The sequence below is a fragment of the Pseudomonas sp. genome (assembly GCF_050739655.1).
Taxonomy (GTDB): domain Bacteria; phylum Pseudomonadota; class Gammaproteobacteria; order Pseudomonadales; family Pseudomonadaceae; genus Aquipseudomonas.
This window is the reverse complement of the sequence record NZ_JBOIBY010000659.1, coordinates 1-12,855: the sequence shown is the minus strand read 5'-3', so window position 1 is coordinate 12,855 and position 12,855 is coordinate 1. Positions and strand designations below refer to the sequence as shown.

General features: G+C 60.0%; 15 protein-coding genes. 10 read left to right on the top strand and 5 right to left on the bottom strand.

Annotated elements, in window-relative coordinates:
- Positions 1-59: 59 nt before the first annotated feature.
- From ACRESJ_RS31360 to ACRESJ_RS31330, 7 genes are all read left to right on the top strand, one after another.
- A complete protein-coding gene (locus tag ACRESJ_RS31360; protein WP_431761370.1) occupies positions 60-758 on the top strand; it encodes a CoA transferase subunit A in 699 nt (232 codons plus the stop codon).
- 36 nt (positions 759-794) lie between these two features.
- A complete protein-coding gene (locus ACRESJ_RS31355; RefSeq protein WP_406592307.1) occupies positions 795-1,460 on the top strand; it encodes a CoA transferase subunit B in 666 nt (221 codons plus the stop codon).
- A gap of 11 nt (positions 1,461-1,471) precedes the next feature.
- Positions 1,472-2,653, top strand: coding sequence for an acetyl-CoA C-acetyltransferase (locus tag ACRESJ_RS31350; protein ID WP_431761369.1), 1,182 nt, complete (start codon positions 1,472-1,474; stop codon positions 2,651-2,653).
- 356 nt (positions 2,654-3,009) lie between these two features.
- Entirely contained in the window at positions 3,010-3,783 is a 774-nt protein-coding gene (locus ACRESJ_RS31345; RefSeq protein ID WP_431761368.1) for a hypothetical protein, read from the top strand.
- Positions 3,784-4,036: 253 nt separating this feature from the next.
- Positions 4,037-4,228, top strand: a complete 192-nt coding sequence (gene relB, locus ACRESJ_RS31340) for a type II toxin-antitoxin system RelB family antitoxin (RefSeq protein WP_431761367.1) — start codon at positions 4,037-4,039, stop codon at positions 4,226-4,228.
- On the top strand, positions 4,218-4,493 hold the full coding sequence (locus tag ACRESJ_RS31335) for a type II toxin-antitoxin system RelE/ParE family toxin (RefSeq protein WP_431761366.1): 276 nt from the start codon (positions 4,218-4,220) through the stop codon (positions 4,491-4,493). Before relB ends, ACRESJ_RS31335 begins: the two co-directional genes overlap by 11 nt.
- Before the next feature lie 94 nt (positions 4,494-4,587).
- Positions 4,588-5,160 (top strand): hypothetical protein, encoded by a 573-nt coding sequence (locus ACRESJ_RS31330; protein ID WP_431761365.1) that lies wholly within the window; start codon positions 4,588-4,590, stop codon positions 5,158-5,160.
- 3 nt (positions 5,161-5,163) lie between these two features.
- Here ACRESJ_RS31330 and ACRESJ_RS31325 read toward each other — a convergent pair whose 3' ends face one another.
- The 3 genes from ACRESJ_RS31325 to ACRESJ_RS31315 all read right to left on the bottom strand — a co-directional run bounded on the left by ACRESJ_RS31325 (position 5,164) and on the right by ACRESJ_RS31315 (position 8,219).
- On the bottom strand, positions 5,164-5,880 hold the full coding sequence (locus tag ACRESJ_RS31325) for an alpha/beta hydrolase (RefSeq protein WP_431761364.1): 717 nt from the start codon (positions 5,878-5,880) through the stop codon (positions 5,164-5,166).
- Between the two features lie 217 nt (positions 5,881-6,097).
- Positions 6,098-7,210, bottom strand: a complete 1,113-nt coding sequence (locus ACRESJ_RS31320) for a succinylglutamate desuccinylase/aspartoacylase family protein (RefSeq protein WP_431761363.1) — start codon at positions 7,208-7,210, stop codon at positions 6,098-6,100.
- Between the two features lie 229 nt (positions 7,211-7,439).
- Positions 7,440-8,219 (bottom strand): ABC transporter substrate-binding protein, encoded by a 780-nt coding sequence (locus ACRESJ_RS31315; protein WP_431761362.1) that lies wholly within the window; start codon positions 8,217-8,219, stop codon positions 7,440-7,442.
- A gap of 331 nt (positions 8,220-8,550) precedes the next feature.
- Here ACRESJ_RS31315 and ACRESJ_RS31310 point away from each other — a divergent pair, with 331 nt between their 5' ends.
- A complete protein-coding gene (locus ACRESJ_RS31310; protein WP_431761361.1) occupies positions 8,551-9,183 on the top strand; it encodes a type 1 glutamine amidotransferase in 633 nt (210 codons plus the stop codon).
- A gap of 41 nt (positions 9,184-9,224) precedes the next feature.
- Here ACRESJ_RS31310 and ACRESJ_RS31305 read toward each other — a convergent pair whose 3' ends face one another.
- The gene (locus ACRESJ_RS31305; protein ID WP_431761360.1) at positions 9,225-9,659 is read right to left on the bottom strand and encodes a rhodanese-like domain-containing protein; all 435 of its coding nucleotides are present in this window, start codon (positions 9,657-9,659) and stop codon (positions 9,225-9,227) included.
- A 103-nt stretch (positions 9,660-9,762) separates the two neighbouring features.
- On the opposite strand from ACRESJ_RS31305, the gene ftrA reads away from it, so the two are divergent.
- Positions 9,763-10,737, top strand: a complete 975-nt coding sequence (ftrA, locus tag ACRESJ_RS31300; protein WP_431761359.1) for a transcriptional regulator FtrA — start codon at positions 9,763-9,765, stop codon at positions 10,735-10,737.
- A gap of 226 nt (positions 10,738-10,963) precedes the next feature.
- On the opposite strand, the gene ACRESJ_RS31295 is transcribed toward ftrA, so the two are convergent.
- A complete protein-coding gene (locus ACRESJ_RS31295; RefSeq protein WP_431761358.1) occupies positions 10,964-11,752 on the bottom strand; it encodes an AraC family transcriptional regulator in 789 nt (262 codons plus the stop codon).
- 85 nt (positions 11,753-11,837) lie between these two features.
- Here ACRESJ_RS31295 and ACRESJ_RS31290 point away from each other — a divergent pair, with 85 nt between their 5' ends.
- Positions 11,838-12,836 (top strand): bile acid:sodium symporter family protein, encoded by a 999-nt coding sequence (locus ACRESJ_RS31290; RefSeq protein ID WP_431761357.1) that lies wholly within the window; start codon positions 11,838-11,840, stop codon positions 12,834-12,836.
- Positions 12,837-12,855: the final 19 nt, after the last annotated feature.

The following is a 12,855-nucleotide window of genomic DNA, read 5'->3' as shown; positions in this document are numbered from 1 at the left end:
GCGAGACACTCAACCCCATACGGCTAGCCAGCCGCCCACAAAGAATAAAAGAGGTGCATATGGCAGGTTTCGACAAGCGCGTGAGTTCCTACGAGGAAGCTCTGGCAGGTCTTGAAGACGGCATGACCGTAATCGCTGGCGGCTTCGGCCTGTGCGGCATTCCGGAAAACCTGATCAACGAGATCAAGCGCAAGGGCACCCGCGACCTCACTGTGGTTTCCAACAACTGCGGCGTCGATGGTTTCGGTCTCGGCGTGCTGCTGACCGACCGCCAGATCAGCAAAGTGGTGGCCTCCTACGTCGGCGAGAACAAGCTGTTCGAAGAGCAACTGCTCAAGGGCGAAATCGAAGTCATCCTGACCCCGCAAGGTACCCTGGCCGAAAAAATGCGCGCTGGCGGCGCCGGCATCCCGGCTTTCTTCACCGCCACCGGCGTTGGCACTCCGGTTGCTGACGGCAAGGAAGTGCGCGAATTCCATGGCCGCAAGTACCTGATGGAGGAGTCCATCACTGGCGACTTCGCCATCGTCAAAGGCTGGAAGGCCGACCATTTCGGTAACGTGGTTTACCGCCACACCGCGCAGAACTTCAACCCGCTGGCCGCCACCGCCGGCAAGATCACCGTGGTCGAAGTCGAAGAAATCGTCGAACCGGGCGAGCTCGACCCGGCGCAGATCCACACCCCAGGCATCTACGTCGACCGGATCATCTGCGGCACGTTCGAGAAGCGCATCGAACAGCGCACCGTACGTAAATGATCCCCTGCCCCCGGACCGAATGAAGGAATAACAACAATGGCACTTTCCCGCGAACAAATGGCCCAACGCGTCGCCCGCGAAATGCAGGACGGCTTCTATGTGAACCTGGGTATCGGCATTCCGACCCTGGTCGCCAACTACATCCCCGAAGGCATGGAAGTCATGCTGCAGTCGGAAAACGGCCTGCTGGGCATGGGTCCTTTTCCTACTGAAGAAACCATCGATGCCGACATGATCAACGCCGGCAAACAAACCGTGACTGCCCGTACCGGTGCTTCGATTTTCTCCTCCGCCGAGTCCTTCGCGATGATCCGCGGTGGTCATGTCGACCTGACCGTACTGGGTGCCTTCGAAGTGGACGTGCAAGGCAACATCGCCTCGTGGATGATCCCCGGCAAACTGGTCAAGGGCATGGGCGGCGCGATGGACCTAGTCGCCGGCGCAGACAACATCATCGTCATCATGACCCACGCGTCCAAGGACGGTGAGTCCAAGCTGTTGGACCATTGCAGCCTGCCGCTGACCGGCGCCGGTTGCATCAAGCGTGTATTGACCGACCTGGCTTACCTGGAAATCGAAAACGGCGCGTTCATTCTCAAGGAGCGTGCGCCGGGTGTCAGCGTAGAAGAGATCGTCGCCAAGACTGCCGGTAAACTGATCGTGCCAGAGCACGTACCGGAAATGCAGTTCGCTGACCAGTGAGGAACCATTCCATGCAAGAAGTCGTCATTGTTGCCGCCACGCGTACCGCGATCGGCAGCTTCCAGGGTTCGCTGGCCAATGTGTCCGCCGTTGACCTGGGCGCCGCCGTCATCCGCCAGTTGCTGGCGCAAACCGGCCTGAACCCGGCTGAAGTCGATGAAGTGATCATGGGCCAGGTACTGACCGCCGGCACCGGGCAAAACCCCGCGCGCCAGGCCTCGATCAAGGCCGGCTTGCCGTTCGCCGTACCGGCCATGACCCTGAACAAGGTCTGCGGTTCGGGCCTCAAGGCCCTGCATTTGGGCGCCCAGGCGATTCGCTGCGGCGATGCCGAGGTGATCATCGCCGGCGGCCAGGAAAACATGAGCCTGGCCAACTACGTCATGCCCGGTGCCCGCACCGGTCTGCGCATGGGTCACGCACAAATCGTCGACACCATGATCAGCGACGGCCTGTGGGATGCGTTCAACGATTACCACATGGGCATCACGGCCGAGAACCTGGCCGAGAAATACAGCCTGAGCCGTGAGCAGCAGGACGCCTTCGCCGCCGCCTCCCAGCAGAAAGCCGTGGCCGCCATCGAAGCCGGTCGTTTCGCTGATGAAATCACCCCGATCCTGATCCCTCAGCGCAAGGGCGATCCACTGTCCTTCGCCACTGACGAGCAGCCTCGGGCCGGCACCACCGCCGAATCCCTGGGCAAACTCAAAGCCGCCTTCAAGAAGGACGGATCGGTGACCGCTGGTAATGCTTCGTCGCTGAACGATGGCGCCGCCGCCGTTATCCTGATGAGCGCCGAAAAAGCCAAGGCCCTCGGCCTTCCGGTGCTGGCAAAAATCGCCGCTTACGCCAATGCGGGTGTCGACCCGGCGATCATGGGCATTGGCCCGGTGTCGGCGACCCGTCGCTGCCTGAACAAGGCCGGCTGGTCCATTGACCAACTTGACCTGATCGAAGCCAACGAAGCCTTCGCCGCACAATCGCTGGCCGTGGCCAAGGACCTGGAATGGGACTTGAACAAGGTCAACGTCAACGGCGGTGCCATCGCCCTCGGCCACCCGATCGGTGCTTCGGGTTGCCGCGTGCTGGTGACCCTGCTGCATGAAATGATCAAGCGTGACGCCAAGAAAGGCCTCGCCACCCTGTGCATCGGCGGTGGTCAGGGCGTGGCATTGGCGCTCGAACGGGCGTAAAGCGTTTATCGGACTGCGCGGGGACCCACGAAGAACCGCTGCAGCCTGGCAAAACACCCGGTGCGACTCACCTCGCACCGGGTTCTCTATTTGTGAAACAACGATCTTTGTTGATCGTTCCCACGCTCCGCGTGGGAATGTAGCCCGGGACGCTCTGCGTCCCAATCAAGAGCCGAACGCGGAGCGTCCGTTGAGGCATTCCCACGCAGAGCGTGGGAACGATCAAATCAAAAGATCGCAGCCTGCGGCAGCGCCTACACGCTCCGTAATTTTGTATACAAAACCCATCAATCCATAGCGCAATTCACGACCCGCAATGTTACCGTTGCTACCTCACACAGGTAGGAGATGTGCGCGTGTTGATGCTTAAACTGCTGGTGATTCCTGGATTCCTGCTGCTGATATCCCTGGCCGGTAAACGCTGGGGACCGAGTGTCGCGGGCTGGTTGTCGGGATTACCGGTGGTGGTGGGGCCGATTCTGTTTTTCCTTGCCATTGAACAAGGCGAAATGTTCGCCGCGCAATCGGCACTGGCGGCGTTATCGGCAATGTTAGCGATGATTTCTTTCTGTGTGACCTATGCCCAAGTCGCGCAACGCGCCGGATGGCCGCTGGCATTGACCGTTTCGCTGTCGGTATGGGCACTGGTCGCCTTGGTGCTGTCGCTGATCCCGCCGTCGCTGATGGTCTCGGTGGTCGCCGCAGCTACTGCCCTTCTGGTCTCGCCTTACTTGTTCCCGTCGGTTCAACCGATCGCTTCGAGCCCGGCGCCCAAGTCCGACAAACTGCTGCTGCGCATGCTTGCAGGCGCCCTGCTGACTCTGGCTGTGACCATGCTCGCCAGCACCGTCGGCGACCGCTGGAGTGGTCTGCTCGCCGTGTTCCCGGTGCTGGGCAGCGTGATGGCGGTGTTTTCCCAGCAAACCCGAGGCCCGGCGTTTACTGCTGCGCTGCTGCGTGCAACGGCCACCGGCATGTATTCGTTTTCGGCATTCTGCCTGGTTCTGGCATTGGCGCTGCCGAGCATGGGCATGAGCGCCTTTGCCCTTGGGGTGGCAGTGTCTGTAGCGATGCTGGGCGTGACCAAACGCCTGCTGGCGCGACCGATGCAGCCGGTGGTCAAGGCGTAATGAGTGTAAAAGTCGGCGCAGGTGCCGAGAAACCTTCTCGTCGACACCTGCGTCGCTTGGTTTTTAAGGTCCTACAAGGGGTGACGAAAATTAAGAAATCGGGGGATTTATCCCACAGCTTTTTCGGGTTGGTCGTCGGAAGCGCGATGCTTAGGATTCGATCCGTGGCTTGTGCCGGCTTGTTTTATCCGGCCGGAGGCGACAGCACACCACTTCCTTATTAGACTGTTGCACATTGATCCTGGAGGTCACTATGAACACCCCGCTTTCCCCCATGGTTTCCGACTTCGAAACGCAACAACAGGCCGCCAGCTATGATCGCTGGTTGCGCGCCAAGGTGCAGGCTTCGCTGGATGATCCACGACCAAGCATCCCTCACGATCAAGTGATGGCTGAAATGAGAGTCCTTCTGGAGGCGCAGCGCAACCAGCGCAATGCCGGTTGAGTGGAGGCCCGAAGCGCGGGCTGAACTACGAAAAATCCTGACTTATATTGGCAATCTTAATTCCAAGGCAGCAATCGAGCTGTTCCAAAGCATTGAAATCGCTACATCAGCCCTTCTCGAGCATCCCCACCTATATCGACTTGGCCGAGTATCTGGAACAAGGGAGATCGTCGTACATCCCAACTATCTGGTGATTTATCAGATAACGGATCGAATCGAGATTGTCAGTGTTGTACATGCAAGACAGGAATATCCGTCAACCTGAAGATCCATGACCATCCGTTAGCCCACGCTGGAACACCTCACATCCTCCATGGGATGATCGCCGCCCACTGCGCGACCACCCCTGGAGATTTCGAATGTCATTGTTGAGTAAAAAAGCCGTTGTCCTGTTGCTGGCAGCGGTTGCCAGCCTGGGGGCTTTGAGTGCGCAGGCCGCCAAGGCCCCGGCCAAGGAGTCGGCGCAGGTCCAGAAAGTCTCGCTGCTCGGCGGCAAATTTACCTTCACCTTGCCCAAAGGCTTCGTCGCGACGAAGCTGCCGGCCAGCCCCACTGGGGCAAGCGGCACCATGTACGCCAACGAAACCACCAAGACGGTGGTGATTGCCGCAGAAAACAACTTGCCGGAAGGCGTCAAGGTCAAGGACAACGACGGAGCGTTCCTGGACGGCACTGTGGCCGATTTCGATGCGTCACAACGCAAGGCGCTACCGGATTACAACCAGCTCAGTGAAAAAAGCCTGACCCTGAAAAGCAGCGGGCTGGGCGTTCGCCAGGTCGACAGCACCGCGACCCAGGGTGGCGGCCAGACCCTCAACACCACGCTGATGGCAGCGTCTGGCGGGCGCATGACCGTGATTCAGGTCATCTCCCGCCCAGGCGACATGGCGGCCCACGAGACGCTGATCAAGCAGATCGTCAGCGGTAAATAAGCTTCAAGGATTGAGGCGCTGAAGCCAGGCGCTCAAATCCTGTATCTCTTCGGCACTGATGGTGTGACCAACGCCTTGATAGGCGTGAAACTCAGGCTCCAGCGACACGCTCTGCAACAGGCTGTTGGCTTCGGTGCCGTCGCTGTAGGGCAGACTTTTGTCCGCGGTGCCATGACCGATGAAAATCGCCAGCGACTGGCGCTTTTCATCCGGTTTCAGCTCGGACTTGAGCACCGGCAGAACCCGCCCGCTCAGCGCGGCAATCCCGCCTACCGCCTCGGGATGGCGCAAAGCAACCTCGTAGGACATGATCGCGCCCTGGCTGAACCCGATCAGAAATACCTTGTCCGGTTGGGTGTGATATTTCTGCGCCGCCTGTGCGATGAATTCCTGCAACAACTGGCCACTGGACTTCAGATCATCGGTCTCACCGTTGTAGGCACCTTCGCCTTTCTTGCGAAACCACTGGTAACCACCCTCTCCCATCACCATCGGCGCCCGCACCGACAGGTAGGTGTATGGCGCGGGCAGTTCGTCCTTGATATCGAACAGGTCCTGCTCATTACTGCCGTAACCGTGGAGGAAAACCACCAGGGGCTGATCGCGGGAATCGGGTGTGGTTCGCTCAAGATACTTGAGCGCAAGATCGGTTTGCAGCGGAGTTTGGGCGTGGACAGCAGCGGATGCCAGCAGCGTGAGCAGAGCGAGAAACTTCAGCATGGACCTTCCTTCACAGTGCGCAGGATTCGTGGCAGAGCCTAGCATCTCTCTGCGCCGATGCGTTTGCTGTGTCTGAACGTTCCCCTGTACCTGTAGGAGCGAGCTTGCTCGCGATAGACTTCAGAACGCCGCTGGGCATCTGGTGTCCCGCGTTTTCGTTGACGTCCATCCTCGGAACGCCGCCCGGAGCGATCTCGCTCCTACAGAGTGATGCGGGTCAGTCGTTGATCAGTTTGCCCACCCGAATCGGCTCCCGCCCCGCCACTTTCGCCTGCCAGGTCCCTGGCTGGGTATAGCGCCCGCGATCAATCGCAAACAACACGCCACTGGTGCCGGCACGCACGGTCGTGACCTTGTCATTCAATGGGTCGACCACCTCAAACAGCGCATCGCCCTTCTCGACCCATTCACCGGCCTCGCGCAGGAAACTCACGACCCCGTGATGTGGCGCAAACAGGTACTCGGTGCCTTCGAACGGCATGCCTTCGCAGCACGTTTGCGGCGCTGCCGGCCAGTCGCCCGCAATGAATCCCTGCTCGGCAAGGAAACCCAGAATCGCTTCGCAGTTAGCTTGCGCCTGGTCGATCCGGGTATCACCCATGCTTCCCAGTTCCAGCGTGGTTGCCAGGTTAGCCGGGGGAATCGCGGCGTCGGGAAACGCCCTGGCCAGACGCAGCCACGGCGAAGAACAAGACTCATCGAATGAGCTGCCGCCGGAATCCTCGCACAGTAACGCCACACCGGCCTTCAAGCGCGCAGCCAGGGATTGCCACTGCGGCCAGTGTTGCGGCAATGCGTAGATGTGAATGGCAGCATCGAAATCGCAGTGCAGGTCGAGGGTGATATCCGCATCGCAAGCGTGGCGCAGCAACAATCGGTGCATCGCTTCAAGTTGCGAGGCAGGCGCGGGCAAGTCGTCCAGCACCTGACCCATGGTCTGGCGGATCAGAGCGATGTTGGCCTCGGCATCGTTGCCCAGACGATCACCAATCAACTGCGCCACTGGCGCGCTGAGTTCAACGAACGAGCGGTTGAAGTTCTTCCCGCTGCCCAGTTCAAAGCGCCCCATGTGACTGCCTTGCAAGTGCTGATCCAGACCGATGGGGTTGGCGACCGGCACCAACTCGATCACGCCTTGCAGTTGCCCTTGGCTTTCAAGCTCGGTCAGTCGTTTTTTCAGTTCCCAAGCCGTACGCATACCCGGCAGTTCATCGGCATGCAGGCTGGCCTGGATGTAGACCTTGCGCGTGCCTGCGCCGTAGCGAAAGACGCTGAGGGTGCGCTCGGTGCCAAGGTGGCTCCAGGGCAAAGGATGGTCGATGCGTTGCATGGGGGTTAGCTCCTAAAGTTGCTGTAGGAGCTGTCGAGTGAAACGAGGCTGCGATCTTTCAATCTTGAGAAGCAAGATCAACAGATCGCAGCCTGCGGCAGCTCCTACAGGGGTAATGCAATTTCACTGTGGCGAACCGCTCCACTGTAGGAGCTGTCGAGTGCAACGAGGCTGCGATCTTTCAATCTTGAGGATCGCAGCCTGCGGCAGCTCCTGCATCTACGACAAATTAATGCCCGTAAACATCAAAGTCGAAGTACTTGTCCTGCACTTGCTTGTACTTGCCGTTGGCGCGGATTTCGGTGATGGCGGTGTTGAATTTGTCCGCCAGCTCCTTGTCACCCTTGCGCACCGCGATACCAGCACCGCCGCCGAAGTACTTGGGATCTTCATAGGTCGGGCCTACGAAAGCGAACCCTTTACCGGCGTCGGTCTTCAGGAAACCGTCGTCCAGGTTGACCGAGTCGGCCAGCAACGCGTCAATGCGACCGGAGACCATATCCAGGTTGGCTTCCTGCTGGGAGCCGTAACGCACCAGCTCGATACCGGCCGGCACCAGCACATCGGTGGCGAAGCGGTCGTGGGTGCTGGCGCGCAGCACACCGACCTTCTTGCCTTTGAGTTCGGTCAGCGGATCCTTGATGTCGGTGCCCGCCTTCATCACGAAGCGTGCCGGGGTATGGTAGTACTTAATGGTGAAATCGGCGTTCTTCTTGCGATCGTCAGTAATGGTCATGGACGACAGGATGGCGTCGATTTTCTTGACCTTCAGTGCCGGGATCAGGCCGTCGAACTCTTGCTCGACCCAGGTGCACTTCACTTTCATCTGCTCGCACAGCGCGTCGCCGATATCAACGTCGAAACCGGTGAGTTTGCCGTCCGGGGTTTTCATCGAGAATGGCGGATAACCGGCTTCGATACCGATGCGGATCGGCTTGGCGTCTTCAGCCACAGCAGTCAGGGACAACATCGACAGTGCCAGAGCACCGAACATCACTAGCTTCATCATTTATAACTCCTGTGTGCGGAGGCTTTTATTGGCAGCTTCGATAGGCAGCTTTCGGTCGCAGCTTATGGCTGACAAGGACCGAAGTGGCCGGCAGTCTATGGTGGCTGCACGTGGGCCATTTGTTCGCAGGCGACAAATATTTATAGAAAATGGTCAAGACGCCGAATGCGTAGGAAGCGTGCGCCAGAGCGGTGCAAAGACTGTCTGACAATCGTCGCATTCGGAAAACGCCTACAGGATTATGGGAACATTCCGACTGAAGAGTCGCACTGGTGATGGAGCCTTTTTTGCGGCACATTGAGCGCCAATCTGCTCTGTCGAGATAAGCGTGATGCCCGAATTGAACCTGATCCAGCACCACCCCGCCGAAGGCCCCGGCGCCATTGCCCAGTGGGCTGCCTCTCGCGGGGTGACGCTGAGAGTGTTTCGCGCCGATCTCGGTCAGTTACCGCCAGCGAGTAGCGCGCCGGTCATCCTGTTGGGAGGACCTTACGAGTCCAACGCCGGGCCAGCCTGGCTGGAAGCCGAACGACAGTGGTTGGCGGGCAGTCTGGATCAAGGCGCGCCGGTGTTCGCCATTTGTCTGGGAGCGCAGTTGTTGGCGTTGAGCCTGGGCGGCAATGTACGGCGCATGGGCCAGGCCGAAACCGGTTGGACTGATGTGAACTTTGCCGATGGCCGGAGCCTTAAGGTACTGCAATGGCATGAAGACGCCATTGACCTGCCACCGAACGCGCAACTGCTGGCCAGCAGCGAACAGTGTGAACAACAGATGTATTGCGTCGGACCGACACGGGTGGGGCTGCAGTTTCATCCGGAATGGAATGTCGAGTCAGTAACCATGCTTAACCAGCACTTCGCCGAGGAGTCGCCGCTGCCTCGCGGGCCACAGGACAACGCCGCCTACAGCGAAGTTTTTGACTGGCTGCAGGCGACACTGGACAAGTGGTGGAAGGCGGTTTAAAGCGCGCAAACGCTAGCAGGCAAGCAAACTCTTCGGCGCCATCAACACTCGCAACCAATCCCGGCTTGCACGGCCCGTTGCACCGCGACACTCAACTCGAACCCTTCGTCGAGCCACCCGGTCACGCCCCCTATCATCTCTTTGACCGGGTAACCCAAGGCTGCCAGTTTCACTGCCGCCTTGTTCGCGCCGTTGCAATGGGGGCCTGCGCAATAGACCACGAACAGACTGTTCTTCGGGTAGGCCGCCAGGCTTTCTGTGTTGAGGAGTCGTCCCGGGATATTGATCGACCCTGGTACATGCCCTCGCTCGAACGCCAGCGGACCCCGCACGTCCACCAGGATGAAATCAACTTCCCCTGCCGCCTGGCTGCCATGAACGTCGGAACAATCGGTTTCGAATGTCAGGCGATTGCTGAAATGCATCAGGGCAATGGCCGATGGGGCGGCAGGTATTTCGCGGACCAGGCTGGTCATGGGTTGTGCTCCTTGGTGTCAATGTGTGTGTGAGCAGACTTTATCGGTCGGCCCGATGCAGCTAAAGTGGCGCACAAGACACTCACCGGGAATTTTCCGCCAAATGCAGCCTAACCCTGGATTGGTCGCGATTCTGGCCTACGACGGCCTCTGTACATTCGAGTTCGGCATTGCCGTGGAGATCTTCGGCCTGGCGCGGCCGGAGTTCGATTTCCCTTGGTATACGCATCAAATCGCCGCCGTCGATCAAGGGCCGATGCGTGCAATGGGCGGCATTCAAGTGCTGGCCGACGGCGGTCTGGAACTGCTGGAACAGGCTCGGACCATCATCATTCCCGGCTGGCGTGATCGCAGCGCAGCGGTACCCGAGTCACTTTTGGCCGCCCTGCGCCAAGCCTACGCCCGGGGCGCACGGTTGCTATCGATCTGTTCGGGGGTCTTCGTGCTGGCGGCCACCGGCTTGCTCGACGGCCGGGGTGCCACGACTCACTGGCGCTATACCAGCGAACTGGCGGCGCGTTTTCCAAACATTCAGGTGGACCCGGACGTGTTGTATGTCGACTCGGGCCAGTTGATCACCTCCGCCGGTAGCGCGGCCGGCATAGACGCTTGCCTGCATCTGGTGGCACGGGATTTCGGTACGCAAGTGGCCAACTCGGTGGCGCGGCGCCTGGTGATGTCGCCGCAACGCACCGGTGGCCAGGCGCAGTTCATTCCGACGCCGGTGAGTCCCACGCCTCGCAGCGATCTTTCCCGCGTCATGCAATGGGCGCGGGAGCGCCTGCATGAGCCGCTGGAAGTACGCGACCTGGCCAGCGAAGCGGCCATGAGCGAGCGCACATTCCTGCGACGCTTCACCCAGGCCAGTGGCCAGTCGCCCAAGACCTGGCTCCAACATGAGCGTCTGGGCCGTGCCCGGGAACTGCTGGAAAGCACCCATCAAAACACTGAGCAGATTGCCCAGCACTGTGGTTATCGTTCGGTGGAAAGTTTTCGGGTGGCGTTTCGCACGGTGGTCGGGGTGCCGCCGTCGGTGTATCGGGAGCGGTTTGGGCGTGGGGTGAAGGCCACTTCCTGAGGTGGCCTTGAGGGCCTCTTCGCGAGCAAGCCCGCTCCCACAGGGTTTGCGTCGTACACAAACATTGCATTCAACACAAAAAACTGTGGGAGCGAGCTTGCTCGCGATGGCGGACTGACAGGCAACAGAGATGTTGAATGTGATGGCCTCATCGCGAGCGAGCTCGCTCCCACAGTTGATCAGTGTCGAACACAAATTCCGCGTACGACAAAAAACACTGCAGGGCTCAGCGAAAAAACTCCCCCGGTGTTTCGTCGAACTGCTGGCGGAAGGCGGCGATGAATGCTGACGTCGAGTCGTAGCCACAGGCCAACGCGACGTCGGTCACTCGTTCGCCCTGTTCCAGTGGCGTCAGGGCGCCGAGCAGGCGCAAGCGCTGTCGCCAGGCGCGAAAGGTCAGGCCGGTGTCGCGCAGGAACAGGCGACTGAGGGTTTTCTCGGTGACGCCGAATTTGTCGCTCCAGTGACTGAGCGTGGTCTGTTGCTCCGGGTGGGACTCCAGGCTTTGAGCGATCTGCCGCAATCGGCTGTCCTGGGGCAATGGCAGCATCAAGTCGATCTGTGGCGCCTCGGCCAACTGATCCAGAATCACCTGGGCCAGTCGACCGTGCGGGCCGTTCTGATCGTATTCCACCGGGATCTGGCTGAAGGCACGGATCAACTCGCGCAACAGATCGCTGACCCCCAATACATGACAGCCCGGCGACGCCCACGTCGAGACGCTGCAATCGATGTACAGGCTGCGCATTTCCGTGCGTGGCGAACTGAACACCCGGTGCGGCATGCCCGCCGGAATCCACACCGCACGTTCCGGCGGGGCCACGAAACGCCCGGCGCCGGTCTGTATTTCGAGCACGCCCTGAATCGCATAGGACAGCTGCACCCACGGGTGGCTGTGGCGTCGGGTCAGTGCGCGATTGGGCAGCGATTCGGTACGGCCGTAGAGTGGCCGTGGCAGGCTGGACAGCCCGGGAATACTGCGCCGGATACTTTTGTCATGTCCTTTAGGCGGCATCTGCTGGCTCATCGGCGTTAGTCGGTAATTCCCAAGCAAGTTAGAGTCACTTTCACGTACTGGCAACCCCCGGATGATCAAACCCATGACTCGCCCCCGCTTGTTACCCGACAACTTCACCCTGACCCTGATCGGCGTGGTGACACTCGCCAGCCTGTTGCCCGCGAGCGGCCAGGTCGCGGTCGGTTTTGGCTGGTTGACCAACATCGCCATCGCGCTGCTGTTTTTCCTGCATGGCGCCAAGCTGTCCCGCGAGTCGATCATTGCCGGTGCCGGGCACTGGCGCCTGCATGTGCTGGTGTTCAGCCTGACCTTCGTGCTGTTTCCGTTGCTCGGTCTGGCGCTCAAGCCGCTGCTGTCGCCGCTGATTGGCAATGACCTGTACATGGGCATGCTCTACCTGTGTGCGCTGCCCGCCACGGTGCAGTCGGCGATTGCCTTTACTTCACTGGCGCGGGGCAACATCCCGGCGGCGATTTGCAGCGCGGCGGCGTCCAGCCTGTTCGGGATTTTTCTCACGCCGTTGCTGGTGACCCTGTTGCTGAATGTGCACGGCGAAGGCTCCTCGACCCTCGACGCCATCCTCAAGATCAGTGTGCAGTTGCTGCTGCCGTTCATTGCCGGGCAAATCGCGCGACGCTGGATCGGCAACTGGGTGGCGCGCAACAAGAGTTGGTTGAAGTTCGTCGATCAGGGCTCGATCCTGCTGGTAGTCTACGGCGCATTCAGCGAGGCGGTGATCGAGGGCCTCTGGCATCAGATTCCGCTGCTGGATCTGCTCGGGCTGGTGGTAGCGTGCTGCGTGGTGCTGGTGCTGGTGCTGGTGGCCTCGACCGTATTGGGCAAGGCGTTCGGTTTCAATCAGGAAGACCGCATCACCATTCTCTTCTGCGGTTCGAAGAAAAGCCTGGCAACCGGTGTGCCGATGGCGCAGGTGTTGTTTGCCGGCAGCACCATTGGCGTGCTGATCCTGCCGTTGATGCTGTTCCACCAGATTCAACTGATGGTCTGCGCGGTGCTGGCGCAGCGTTTTGCCAATCGGCCGGAATCGATTCCGGAGCTGATGGCCCAGGTTGATCCCTGATTCGCCAGCAGTGGCGGCT